At 42.9% G+C, this 13,068-nt stretch carries 10 protein-coding genes and 1 pseudogene; 7 read left to right on the top strand and 4 right to left on the bottom strand.

The features are described from left to right. Window positions 1-19 precede the first annotated feature (19 nt). The 3 genes and pseudogenes from MKY16_RS25635 to clpP form a co-directional block, all read right to left on the bottom strand. Window positions 20-517, bottom strand: a pseudogene (locus MKY16_RS25635) (MBL fold metallo-hydrolase); the annotation flags it as partial. 88 nt (window positions 518-605) lie between these two features. After that, on the bottom strand, window positions 606-812 hold the full coding sequence (locus MKY16_RS25630; protein ID WP_039275041.1) for a hypothetical protein: 207 nt from the start codon (window positions 810-812) through the stop codon (window positions 606-608). A 57-nt stretch (window positions 813-869) separates the two neighbouring features. Further along, window positions 870-1,454, bottom strand: coding sequence for an ATP-dependent Clp endopeptidase proteolytic subunit ClpP (clpP, locus tag MKY16_RS25625; protein ID WP_013310269.1), 585 nt, complete (start codon window positions 1,452-1,454; stop codon window positions 870-872). A 199-nt stretch (window positions 1,455-1,653) separates the two neighbouring features. On the opposite strand from clpP, the gene MKY16_RS25620 reads away from it, so the two are divergent. Next, a complete protein-coding gene (locus MKY16_RS25620; protein WP_029515053.1) occupies window positions 1,654-2,379 on the top strand; it encodes an RNA polymerase sigma factor in 726 nt (241 codons plus the stop codon). Window positions 2,380-2,532: 153 nt separating this feature from the next. After that, a complete protein-coding gene (locus MKY16_RS25615) occupies window positions 2,533-2,808 on the top strand; it encodes a hypothetical protein (protein ID WP_039275043.1) in 276 nt (91 codons plus the stop codon). 196 nt (window positions 2,809-3,004) lie between these two features. Here MKY16_RS25615 and MKY16_RS25610 read toward each other — a convergent pair whose 3' ends face one another. Then, window positions 3,005-3,535, bottom strand: coding sequence for a DUF4303 domain-containing protein (locus tag MKY16_RS25610; protein WP_340957735.1), 531 nt, complete (start codon window positions 3,533-3,535; stop codon window positions 3,005-3,007). A gap of 686 nt (window positions 3,536-4,221) precedes the next feature. Between MKY16_RS25610 and MKY16_RS25605 the strand changes: the two genes are divergently transcribed. The 5 genes from MKY16_RS25605 to MKY16_RS25585 all read left to right on the top strand — a co-directional run bounded on the left by MKY16_RS25605 (window position 4,222) and on the right by MKY16_RS25585 (window position 13,065). After that, on the top strand, window positions 4,222-4,491 hold the full coding sequence (locus MKY16_RS25605; protein ID WP_039275052.1) for a CD3324 family protein: 270 nt from the start codon (window positions 4,222-4,224) through the stop codon (window positions 4,489-4,491). Window positions 4,492-4,794: 303 nt separating this feature from the next. Beyond that, complete coding sequence (locus MKY16_RS25600; RefSeq protein WP_340957734.1) at window positions 4,795-5,793, top strand: alpha/beta hydrolase; 999 nt, start codon at window positions 4,795-4,797, stop codon at window positions 5,791-5,793. Between the two features lie 97 nt (window positions 5,794-5,890). After that, window positions 5,891-7,957, top strand: a complete 2,067-nt coding sequence (locus tag MKY16_RS25595; protein ID WP_039275054.1) for a thioredoxin domain-containing protein — start codon at window positions 5,891-5,893, stop codon at window positions 7,955-7,957. 401 nt (window positions 7,958-8,358) lie between these two features. After that, a complete protein-coding gene (locus MKY16_RS25590; protein WP_340957733.1) occupies window positions 8,359-10,359 on the top strand; it encodes a methyl-accepting chemotaxis protein in 2,001 nt (666 codons plus the stop codon). Between the two features lie 144 nt (window positions 10,360-10,503). Then, window positions 10,504-13,065 carry a response regulator gene (locus tag MKY16_RS25585; protein WP_340957730.1) on the top strand — a complete coding sequence of 854 codons (2,562 nt, stop codon included), beginning with the start codon at window positions 10,504-10,506 and terminating at the stop codon, window positions 13,063-13,065. Window positions 13,066-13,068 lie beyond the last annotated feature (3 nt).

Below are 13,068 nucleotides of genomic sequence, written 5' to 3'. Positions count from 1 at the left end.
ATTATAAAAGCAACCCCGGTCATTTACGGGGTTGCTTCAATTCGCTATAAATTAACTCGCCACTAAGTCCTAATATCTGATCATTCACATGTACATTACTTAATCCCCCGTGATAACAAACTACGGATGCAATGTCGAGATCTAAATACTTTTTCAATGAGAGACGAGCTGCATCCATATCCAGTGTGGTCGGGACATGAATTCCCCCGAGAACCCCGTTTACACTGTACATCGAATCCCCGGCTATAAGAGTCTTACTTTGCCTTAAATAAAGACTGATATGACCAGGAGTATGCCCAGGCGTATGGATGACGCGAATCCTGCCGCAAAACGGCAGTTCCTGACCATCTATTAAGGTATCGTCCACTTTGCCCTTCGGGCGATGCACAAGGTGACTATCTTTTAAAAGTGGGATCTCCCCCTGAATATACGGCTTATCCAGTTCGTGTGCATAGACTTTAATATGATCCACATCTTGATGCGTCAAAATCACAGCTTTTAGTTTGTCGAACGACACGTCTTAGCTGAAGCATTTCTACTCCATGTAAAATTTACATAATATAGGGCCTCCGTACAATGTAATTGACACCCATACTAAAATAGGTTCAAGGGGCGAATCCAACTCTATGGCGCTGCCGTTCCTTAATGTCAATGGATACGGTGCGAATAGATGTGATAGGAATAACAAGCGTTTGATATTGCGTAAGATATTTAACGAACTTGTCGTCAATCTGATCCAATATCCCGTCGCATACATTTGCCCCATCTATAAAATGAATAGTTACTTCCTTACCTTGTAAACTTGCTAACATGATATCACCTCATATTTTCTTAAAGTTTCTTGCGGATCATTAGGGTTTGAGCATACTCTATAAAGAAGTGATCACCTGATCAATAACACCATATTCCAGTGCCTCCTGAGCGGACATGTAAAAATCCCGGTCCATATCTTTTTCGACTTTTTCAAAAGATTGTCCGGTCCGTTCAGCTGTGATACGGGTTGCCTTTTCACGAGTCCATAAAATTCGTTTTGCGCTGATCGCAATATCGCTGGCCTGACCTTGTGCGCCGCCGTGCGGCTGATGGATCATGATTTCACTGTTCGGCAACGCCGAACGTTTCCCTTTGGCGCCCGCTAGCAACAGGATCGCGCCAAACGAAGCAGCGAATCCCGTACATATCGTGTGTACATCAGGTTTGATGTACTGCATCGTATCATAAATGGCAAATCCTGCGGAAGTAGAGCCACCCGGGCTGTTGATATACATGTAAATTTCTTTTTCCGGATCTTCTGCCGCCAGGAACAATAATTGAGCAATAATACTGTTAGCCAAATGATCATCGATGGCTGCCCCGACAAACACAATACGATCCTTTAATAGTCTGGAATAGATATCGTACGATCTTTCACCTTGAGCAGTTTGCTCAACAACATAAGGAACATAAACACTCATTTTGATACCCCCAATTTCCTGTTTTCAGTTGATTTCTCCTTGTAAACGAACCGAGGCCGTAAAAAGATACGGAGGTTTCAATGGGAAAACGATTTGCGTAAATGGTGTAACTTTTACACCCCCTTGTTCGTTTACATTGGAGGTAACAAAAGGCTTTGCTCTAGGAAAGGGCAGAATAAGACCGTGGAGGAGAGGACCTATGCGCATAGATGATTCTATACAAATGACAGATAATACAATAAACATCGAGAACTTGGAGGAATTACAGGCAGTCCTGAAGCGTTACTGTCTGTCGCTTACGAAATCAAATTGGGATGCGGAAGAATTGGCTCAGGATACTTGGGTAAAAGCATTAGGAAAGTTAAACAATCTCGAACATACAAACCCCAAAGCGCTTTTGCTGCGGATTGCTAAAAACACCTGGATTGATGAGATACGGAGAAAAGCAGTCTACAGTCGGGTATTGAATAGAGAACAAGCGAAAGTAACTGTGCCGGATCATGGATCTTTTGAAATCGAGATAGTGTTACAGTCCTTAATGAATCATTTATCTCCGCTTCAGAGAACAGTTTTTTTGCTACGAGATGTGTTTGGATATTCGATTCGTGAGACATCCGACATGCTCAAAACAACGGAGGGAGCGGTAAAAGTTGCACTCCACCGGGCACGAAAATCGCTTGAAGCAGTCAAGGAGGATCTCCTCAAAGGAGAGTTATCCTTACCGGAAAGTGAAAACTCGAAAACTTTTCTGAGAGCGTTGACAGCGGCATATCATAGGGGGGATATTGCAACATTGGTTATGCTCTCCCATCAGGATGTAATGGAGCCGGACGTGGTAATCGGAATCGTTAATCATAAGCTGCACCGGAGTCTCGCTTCAGTAAAACAAACGGATTCCCATACCATGAGTATGATAGCGGCGTAGTTTGCGAAGAGAAATGTGGAACTCATCATAGTGGTTATTTCTGATAAAACATTTTCCCGGTCATTCCAATTTATAGCTCTTAGCTGGGATTAAAATGAAGTATATTAAAGAAGATAGCGGAAGGGGAAGGTTCAAATAGGTGAATTAGAAAATTTGTTAGAAGATAATAACCCCATAGTCTTATATCATGCAATGACACAGATAGGAAAAGAAGGCTTCCGTACAGAGAAAATGATAAAAAAATTAAGTGAATTATCATTAAAAAGGGAACCCCAAGATAAACTATTAGGTTATTATAAGGTGGGAGACCTAGCAATAGCGACTTTGATAAAACTTGGAGAAAAGAAAGAAGAAATATCTGGATTTAGAACTTTAGATGAATTTGAAAAAAAGATGGTTTTCCGATTATTTGAAGAAGTTGAATGGTAAGAATTCCTGTTCATCTGGATGAAAGCTTTAAATAAACTTATTTCAACTCGAACCATGAGGAGAAATAGGTTTATTCGTATCTAATGGAGATAAACCAAATGAAAAGGATACGTAATCAATAGATGCATGGGACAAGCAAATTGCGAATTAAAGCAACTACCTGAACGAAATGAGTGTAATATTTCAAACTGTATTTCTATTGATAACGATGCAAGAAGCCATTAACTAGTTTGGCGTTTGTCATCTGAATTACAGACCGATCTTCGAGTTCCTCGGCCATATCATCATCCGTCATGGACACGAAAAAAATAATATCTTCTTTGGCTTGACCAAATTGATTGAAAAGCACGTCGTCTGTTTCCTTAACTACCTTGGCCATAATTTTTATCATTTCATCTTTATAATCAAACACATTTTCGGTTGCATATAGAAATTTGCTCATATGATTCAAGTGTGTTGCATCGCCATATTGATATTCGCAAAATCCCCATCTATAATAATTTTCATCTTCCTTGCTGTCGCACAGGCCTTCGGCTTTCATGTTTGTGATATGTCTAACAAGGGATTCTTCTGTATTAACAGCTAGAAACAAGGTGACAAAATCGCTGTCTGTGCCAAAAGCACAGGCGTAAACCTTCTCATTCTTCACTTCTTCAAGTATGCTTTTAAGATCATCCAAAAATCCTGCCCTAAATCTTTCCTCAAATTCATTCAAAAAATTGTTCATCTGGTTCATATGCTCCTTTATGAGTCTTATGCTTGATTATACATTATCAATATTGGCACGACTCGTGTAGCCTACCATGCTCAGCCAATAGCAAGATTTGCAATGAAAAAATAAACGCAAGACAGGCTAGCCAAGCAGAAAGTGTAAATCCGTAACATCTAGAAGCCGCTCTTAGGATAACGGGGACTCCTGTTCAGCTGGATAAATGCACTTAATTTCAAATTTTTATTCGGAAGCTAAGTTAGAAAGTGTGTCTCACACTCTGGAAAAAGTATTGGGGAGTCGGTTATGGATGGTAAAAAATTTGTTCTTATGCTTTTACTTTTTTGCTTGTTGGGCATTGTAGGGCTAGTTGCATTAATCTACGGATTTATGTGGTTCGTATTCATGGTTAGTGTTTAAAATCAGCTATCTAACAGCTCAATTTTTAATCGCTTGCTTTTTGCTGATATCATTTAGCTGGTCCCAGGTGAGCAGAAGTTATGCTATACTTGCGAGGTAAAAGGGGGTGCCTACTGATGGAGAATCTGTTAGGATTGTCTGTGACTTCTTACACTCATGCAAAGCCAATTATTAAGAAAGCGTTACTTTGTATGGGGCGAAACAATTTTTAACGCTGAATAAGCTTTTTAATATTTTTGGCTTTGCACCTTATTTTAAAAAATCAAAATAAGGGGCGAGTAAAATTGAGATATACGAATGCTTCCAAAGTTTTACCTCAAGAATTAATTATAGAAATCCAAAAATATGTTCAAGGAGAGACTCTGTATATTCCTAAGCCAAAAACGGAATATATGGATTGGGGAAGCTTGAGTGGCGGGAGATGGTTGCTAGAACAGCGAAATGCCGCAATCAGAAATGCTTTTCAAAATAGAAGCAGTATCGAGCAATTAGCTAATGAGTTTTTCCTCTCTACCGAAACCATTAAGAAAATTGTTTATTCACATAAAAAGTAGATGGACATAACGTGATAAGCTTAAGACGCGACCGGATAATCGCTATGAACGACCAATCCGGTCGCGTCTTTTTGTTTGGTAAAAGGTTTGATGTGCCTTCGCATTCCCACAGCCAGATTCCGAAATACTTTTTTGGCATTCCATTTTTTTATAATTTTTATGTCAAGAATGATTCTAACTCGTTGTTTTCATTTATAAAGCTGATTTTAAACTTAAAATATAAATATAAACGACAACAACAATTGAAGGGAAATATGTATTGATTCATTGTCTTTAAAACAAGAAAGTGAGGAAAAGATTACTATGAGGGAGCAAAAAAGTAGAAGTAGACATCTGATTGATCCAGAAATTATCAGTGCAGTTGATTTAATACCAACAACCGATCTTACCGAATCTACACTAAGGGAAGCACGTAAAAATCAATCTCAAATGATGCAACAAATAGATGTAACGCAGATGTTCCCTATTACATTAGAAAAAAAGGCTGTGCCAAGTTATTTTAGTGGTCCAGATATTCAAATCGAAATCATTAAGCCCAAACAATCAAAGCATCATAAGATGCCTCTATATTATTCGATACACGGAGGCGGGATGGTCTTAGGAAGTCCAGTCGTGGATCGTCCTGCTAATGCATCTCTTGCGGCACAACATGGTTTCTGTTGCGTATCCGTGTACTATCGCCTAGCACCAGAGCATGTACAGCCAAGTCAGTTACAGGATTGTTATTCGGGCCTAAAATGGTGCATTGAACATGCGGAAGAGTTAGGGATAGATACTCAGAAAGTTGCCGTAGGGGGCAGCAGCGCTGGCGGCGGTTTGGCGGCTGGCCTAGCCTTGTACATTCGTGATCAGAAGGAATTCGAAATCCATCATCTAAGATTAATGAGGCCAATGCTAGATGATCGCACAAGTACCGCACCAGAGCACCCATACGCAGGAGAGTTTATTTGGACAAAACAAAGTAATTATTTTGGCTGGAAATCTGTATTGGGGGATGAACCGGGTCAGGAGGAGGTAAGTGAGTATTATGTGCCGGCTCGTGCTAAGTCATTGGCCGGATTACCACCGACTTATATAAATATAGGTACCATTGATTTATTCATTGGTGAATCCTTGTTTTTTGCAAAACAATTGGCCTTTGATGGAGTCTTAGTGGAATTACATGTCTATCCCGGGTACCATCATATGTCGCCTGCGTTTCCGGATGCACATTTTTCAAAAGAAGGGGCCAGAACAAGTGAATACGCCTTACTGAAAGCTCTCGAGATCTTTGATATAATTTCTAATGAGTATAATGCTTGAGAGTCATTATCTTTTTTCATCTCTTCCGACTTTTACCACCCATTTAGGGTAAAATAGTACCAAGCATAAAATCCAACTACGGAAGTGGTGATGTCCCATGACAACGAGCAGCAAACCGAATAGACTATCCAAGGAAAAATCACCGTATTTGCTACAGCATGCTCACAATCCGGTAAATTGGTTCCCTTGGTCAGATGAGGCTTTTGAAATGGCTAAACGTGATAACAAGCCTATTTTCCTATCTGTTGGCTATTCCACTTGCCATTGGTGCCATGTAATGGGGAGAGAATCTTTCGAGGATGAAGAAGTGGCTGAGGTATTAAACAGGGATTACGTATCCATTAAGGTGGATCGTGAAGAACGTCCAGATGTGGATCATATCTATATGTCCATCTGCCAGACGATGACGGGGCATGGAGGCTGGCCACTGACGATATTGATGACGCCGGATCAGAAACCTTTTTTTGCGGGGACGTATTTGCCCAAGGAGCAGAAGTTTGGCCGTGTCGGACTGTTGGAGCTGCTTGGCAAGGTGGGTACCCGGTGGAAAGAACAGCCGGAAGAGCTGGTGGAGTTGAGTGAGCAGGTACTGATCGAGCATGAGCGGCAGGACTTGCTTGCGGGTTATCGGGGTGAACTGGATGAACAGAGCTTGACTAAAGCTTTCCATGAATACAGCCACACCTTCGATAAGGAATATGGCGGCTTCGGGGAAGCACCCAAGTTTCCTTCTCCGCATAACCTGTCTTTTTTGCTGCGATATGCACAGCATACGGGGAATCAACAGGCACTGGAAATGGCAGAGAAGACGCTGGATGCGATGTCCCGGGGCGGAATCTACGACCATATAGGCATGGGGTTCTCACGATACTCCGTGGATGAGAAGTGGTTGGTGCCGCATTTTGAAAAAATGCTATATGACAATGCTCTGTTGGCCATCGCGTATACAGAGGCTTGGCAGGTGACAGGCAAGGAACTGTACCGACGGATTACAGAACAAATCTTTACATATATCGCAAGGGACATGACGGATGCAGGTGGTGCCTTTTATTCAGCGGAGGATGCGGATTCCGAAGGAGAAGAGGGGAGATTCTATGTCTGGGACGACTCTGAGGTAAAGGCTGTACTAGGCGATAAGGATGCCGCCTTTTTCAACGATTTGTATGGGATTACACCTTACGGCAATTTTGAAGGTCACAACATTCCAAACCTGATTGATATCAATCTGGAAGCCTATAGGATCAAGCATGACTTGACTGAGCAGGAACTGGAGCAGCGGGTTAGTGAGCTACGGGCCAAGCTGTTTGCTGCCAGAGAACAACGGGTTCATCCTCACAAAGATGACAAGATTTTGACCTCGTGGAACGGATTGATGATTGCTGCACTGGCGAAGGCAGGACAAGCTTTTGGAGACACGAGATATACAGAGCAAGCTCAGAAAGCGGAGACGTTTTTGTGGAACCATTTGAGACAGGAGGACGGACGGCTGTTGGCGCGTTATCGGGACGGCGAGGCAGCTTATCCCGGTTATGTGGATGATTATGCTTTTTATGTGTGGGGCTTGATCGAGCTATATCAGGCGACCTTCGATGTACAATATCTGCAACGGGCATTGACGCTCAATCAAAATATGATCGATTTGTTCTGGGATGAGGAACGGGACGGATTATTCTTTTATGGGTCAGATAGTGAGCAGCTCATTGCCAAGCCTAAAGAAATTGATGACGGAGCCATTCCGTCAGGTAACAGCATTGCGGCCTATAATTTTGTGCGGCTTGCGCGGCTAACGGGTGAATCTGGATTGGAGAACTATGCAGCCAAGCAGTTTAAGGCTTTTGGCGGTATGGTTGCTCATTACCCGTCAGGCCACTCCGCGTTGCTCAGCGCGTTGTTGTATGCGACGGGAACGACGAAGGAGATTGTGATTGTGGGTCACAGGGATGATCCGCAGACCGTACAGTTCATTCAGGCGGTTCGAGCTGGGTTCAGGCCGAATACGGTCGTTATTTTGAAGGATGAAGGACAGTCGGAGATTGCAGAGACGGCTCCTTATATCCGTGATTATGATCTTGTGGAAGGCAAATCAGCCGTATATGTGTGTGAGCATTTTACCTGTCAGGCACCTGTTACCAGGCTCGAAGATCTGAAGGTGTTGTTGGATTAGAACTGAATAAAGCGATCGAACTTAATCCCCTTGGGAGTAGAAAATATATGGCGATTTTCAAAAATGACCCTATGTTTGCTACCTTCAGGGGGATTATTTTCATGTTAAGTGGTAGGTATAGTGAGATGAAACTAACACTTTCTTAACATCTATACTGCATTTTTTTTAATATTTTTTAGGTATATTATATCAAAGAACCGGTTCCGACCAGCCTTGCTGTTTTCGAAAATAAGTACATATACCTATTTAACTAGCGTGTTTATATCTTTTATGTCCAAGCGTTTTAGCAGCAGATGTGAAAAATGTGAAAGAGAGTCTGTCGGGTGATTGTCGTCATCGGCAAGACGAAGAGGTTCGCTATAGGTTGGGAAATACAGGTAATGAAATGGAGATGTTTATTAATGAAGAAGTTATCGGGGAAAAAGTGGCTAGTCGCAAGGAAGCTCAGCAAAAATTTTAAAACCAAGCTAATGGTCGCCTTTATTGCATTTTTGATTTTACCGTCCATGATCGTGGGGGCTTTGTCGTTTATAAGCGCGAGTCAGCAGATTCGAAACCAGATTGAAGAAAGTGCCGAGCAGGCTATTGTCCGCACTAATTTTATTATTGATAGTACTATTGAACCCAAGGTACATGACGCAGACTATTTTGCAGAAAGACTAAAAGGCAATCGGGTAGAGACGGAGGAACAAGCGGCGAATTTGGAAGAATTCTTTAAGCAATATATTGCACTCCATCCTGAAACAGAATCCATTTATTATGGTACGAAGGACGGCAAATTTACAACCTATCCACAGAAGCAATTACCAGATAATTATGATCCACGAGTCAGACCTTGGTACGATAAAGCGATAAAGGAACAAGCGAAGGCAGCAATTAGTTCTCCTTATCTTTCGGCAAGCTCGAAGCAAATGACGGTTACTGTGTCCAAGGCTACGTCAGATGGATCGGGTGTTATTGGCATTGACCTGAAAATGAGTGGTATTAAAGAGACGTTGAACAATATTAAAGTAGGTCATGAGGGTTATGCCATATTGCTGGACAACAACCATACTTACATTGTTCATCCGACGAAGGAACCAGGCACCAAAATTACAGATATTGAATCACGCATGTTTCAGAGTGATACTGGTGAATACGAGTATGAGTATGAGGGCCAGCTCAAATATATGAACTATGCGACTAACAAGCTGACTGGCTGGAAGATAGGCGGAACGCTGTATTTGTCTGAAGTCGATGAAGCAGCAGGGCCGATTTTGATCAGCACTTTACTAACCATTGTCGGTTGTCTTGTGATTGGTATTATCATTGTTTATTTCCTGATCCGTTCCATCATCAAACCGATTTTAAAGTTAAAAGAACAAGCGGTAAATGTGAGCGCCGGAGATCTCACACAGGACATTCAAGTAAAGAGCGAGGACGAGATCGGAGAATTAGGAGTGGCTTTTCAAAATATGCAGAATAACTTGCGATCTGTCATTCAGAACGTAGGGAACAGTGCAGATCATGTCGCAATTTCTTCCAATGAACTGACAATAAGCGCGGAACAAACCAGTGCTGCAAGTGAGCAGGTGTCCCAGGCTGTACAAGAAATTGCCAGTGGTGCAGAGAAGCAGACTACAGGGCTGGAAAATAATTCGGTGGCCCTGGATGAAATTGCACAAGGGATCACCCAAATTGCTGAACGATCGATTTCGGTAGCTGATTTGGCCAAACGATCTGCCTTGCAAGCCGAGGAAGGACGAAAGTCTGTTGAGCAGACAGGCGAGCAAATGAATTCCATTCATCAATCAGTAGAGCGTTCCAACCAGATGATTCAAACCTTGCAAGCCCGCTCTCATGAAATCGGTGAAATTACGAAGGTTATCGGCGATATCTCCAATCAGACAAACCTGCTGGCATTGAATGCAGCTATTGAGGCAGCCAGAGCGGGCGATCATGGAAAAGGCTTTGCCGTCGTTGCTGATGAGGTGCGTAAGCTGGCAGAGCAGTCTCAGACATCCGCCACACAGATTGCCACCTTGATTGCCGAAATTCAGCATGAAACCGAAACAACAGTGAAGACGATGGACAGGGTCACGACTGAGGTGCAGGATGGACTACAGATTTCCAAAGCAACCATTGTCAAGCTGGGTTATGCGATGGAAGGCATTCGAGAGACAACACCTCAGGTAGAGGAGGTCGCTGCGATTGCAGAGCAAATATCAGCCAGTGTACAAGAAATCGCAGCGACAGCCAACGAGCTGGCGACGATTGCAACCGGTAATGCCGCCACATCTGAGGAAGTTGCTGCCTCCTCACAAGAGCAACTGGCTTCCATGGAGGAAATATCAGCTTCAGCACAGTTGCTTTCGACGATGGCTGCTGATTTGAAGATGATGATCAGTCGTTTCAAATATTAAAACGAGCTTGAACCTTATGGAATCTATAGTACAATGAATGCTCGGGACAGTTCTTTAAGCCTTATGGCATAAGGAATCTGTCCTGAGTTTTTTTTGTATTTTTGATATATTCTAAAAATGGAATATTATAGGAGTGGTGAACACTTGGTTCGAGATTTAGTGCTATGTGCTATCGTGATTTTATTGTTAGTTTTGGTTTTTCAGCGTCAACTTGTTCGTCAGGCGATCACAGGTGTATTTTATGGAGGAGCGGGAATTTTGTTCTTATGTTTTGGCATAAGCGATAAAACACCGTTGACCTGCGTGCTAGAGTTAGGGATGGGTCTAATGTTCATGACTCTGTTTGTGCACACTTTAACCACCGCTAAGTATACATATGGACAACGTTTGTTAAACAAAGACCGTGATCTGCTGAATTTACTAGGTGTTCAACCTGGCTTTACCTTCAAGCTGGAGAAAAGCGGTAATGAATTTTATTATAGGCTGCTTGAAGGTGAATTGCTGGAGCGCGTGGGTCTGAATATGCAAGTCAACTACAATAAAAGGGAGCATGTGAAGCGTCTTGGGGACATTTTGGAGCTTTCCTCTGAAACGATGGAGCAGCTTTGCCAATACTACAAACAGGCCTGGTTCGGTGATCGGACCGTATTTGAATTGGAGTTTTGGGAATATTCGGCTCTCATTACCTTACATCCGGTTATGGAGGACGGGGTTACTAGCTCTGTTATCGGTCACGCATTGGATATTACGGAGTGTAAAGCCTCAGAGCAGAAGAGAAAGGAAGTGGACGAGGCTAACCGTGCGAAAAGCATTTTTTTGGCTCATATGAGTCACGAAATCCGCACCCCGCTGAATGGAATCATCGGTCTGTCAAAGCTGTTAAATAAGACTGAACTGACTGCCGTTCAAAGAGATTACCTCCACAAGCTTCTCACTTCCTCTCGTACCCTTTCATCCATGCTCAGTAACGTATTGGACTTTTCCAAAATGGAAGCCGGCAGTCTGGAACTGGAAAAGGTAGAATTTGAGCCGGAAAAAATGCTTCGGCATCTCGCAGATACCGTTGGAACTTTGCTAGAAGATAAGGAAATAGAGGTCGTATTTATAACGGACCCGGCGTTACCGAAAAGCTTTAAGGGAGACCCGCTTCGAATGGAGGAGGTGCTTTCAAATCTTCTGACCAACGCCATCAAGTTTACGGATCAGGGACATGTATTGTTACAGGTAAAAATGCTAAGTCAGCAGGAAGGGCGAGTAGGCGTTTCTTTTATGGTAGAAGATACGGGCATAGGAATTTCCGAGACGTGTATGGACAAGCTATTCGTCCCTTTTATCCAGGCGAGTACAGCAACCAGCCGCAGATATGGGGGCTCTGGGCTGGGTTTGGCCATTAGCAAGCATTTGGCTGAAGCTATGGGGGGGAAAGTAGAGGTGAAAAGCCGATTAGGAGAGTACAGTCAATTTCACTTTAATGTCGAGCTGGAAACTGGGGAATTGAATGCAGGAAGTACACGAATAGAAAAACAAATCAAAGGCAAAGCCTTAATTGTTGCGCAGCATGAACTGGTGAGATACAGCTTGAACGAACTACTGCAAGACTTGGGATTAAAACCTTTCACTATTTCATCCTTCCAAGAAAGTGTGGATGCTTTTCAAAAGGGTGAGCATTTTGATTATGTTATCATTGATATGGGGATGGAAGGTTTGAGAGAACTGGACTCCCGGAGGCAGTGGCTTCAAATGCTGGATAAGCAGATAACTCAGATCATTGGACTTACAACCGTGTTTCAGATGGAAAAAATAGCTGCAGGGGACATGGATCATAGTGTGGATGCCTTTTTGTCCAAGCCCGTTACCCGGAACGCTCTGCTGGAGGTTCTCTGCTGGAAGAAGGAAGATTCAGTGCCTGCAGATGGTAATACTCTGGAGACTCATGCGACGATGAGTTCCCGCAATGAGATAGGGGATACAACACAAAAGTATCAAATTCTCATAGCAGAGGATAACGAAATTAACCAGGTGGTGATTACCGAGTTTTTAGCAGAGCGTAACTTTGAGGTAACGATGGTCACAAACGGAAGGGAACTAATAGCGTTACTTGAACTGCGTTACTGGGATATGGTGCTGCTTGATTTGCATATGCCAGAGATGGATGGTTTTGAGACGGCGAGACATATTCGGAGAAACAAAGCTTTTAACAGGCTTCCCATTATCGCTTTTACCGCTGATGCTGTGCAGCATGAACAGGAAGTTTGTCTTCGTGCCGGTATTAATGCCGTGTTGCTCAAGCCTGTCCATGAACTGACCGCTGCTAGAGTGTTAACTAGCTGGATTAATTTAGCGTGGCTGCAAGATTTACATGGTATTCACGCTGAGCAGTCGATAGCAGGTATGGATGGCAAGGTGTATATTTTTCAATTTGCCCTTTACAAATGGATACAGGAATACCAGTATCTCGATAAAAGAGTTGTGAGAAAAATGGACAATGGACAGTTATCTTCTGCTCTTCGATTAATCCACTCGCTTAAAGGAGGAACGGGGAACCTGTGCGCGCCTGAGTTGCTGGCAAAGGTTATAGAGCTGGAAAAGGCATTGAAGCGCAGCAATGAAACCTCAACAGGAGAACTGTATCCAGACTGGAAAGAGCATCTGAGCGCGGTTCAGAAGGATATTAACCAAATCAAGTCATCACTTCCTTGGAGCTGACCG

Source organism: Paenibacillus sp. FSL L8-0641 (assembly GCF_038006265.1).
GTDB classification, from domain to species: Bacteria; Bacillota; Bacilli; order Paenibacillales; family Paenibacillaceae; genus Paenibacillus; species Paenibacillus polymyxa_D.
Note: the sequence above shows the minus strand (reverse complement) of the source record. Positions and strands in the feature narration are given on the sequence as shown.

Coding starts and splice junctions, on each gene's coding strand:
- MKY16_RS25590 (WP_340957733.1), top strand. CDS start 8,359: ATGAAGAAGTTATCGGGGAAAAAGTGGCTAGTCGCAAGGAAGCTCAGC.
- MKY16_RS25610 (WP_340957735.1), bottom strand. CDS start 3,535: ATGAACAATTTTTTGAATGAATTTGAGGAAAGATTTAGGGCAGGATTT.
- MKY16_RS25600 (WP_340957734.1), top strand. CDS start 4,795: ATGAGGGAGCAAAAAAGTAGAAGTAGACATCTGATTGATCCAGAAATT.
- MKY16_RS25620 (WP_029515053.1), top strand. CDS start 1,654: ATGCGCATAGATGATTCTATACAAATGACAGATAATACAATAAACATC.
- clpP (WP_013310269.1), bottom strand. CDS start 1,454: ATGAGTGTTTATGTTCCTTATGTTGTTGAGCAAACTGCTCAAGGTGAA.
- MKY16_RS25630 (WP_039275041.1), bottom strand. CDS start 812: ATGTTAGCAAGTTTACAAGGTAAGGAAGTAACTATTCATTTTATAGAT.
- MKY16_RS25595 (WP_039275054.1), top strand. CDS start 5,891: ATGACAACGAGCAGCAAACCGAATAGACTATCCAAGGAAAAATCACCG.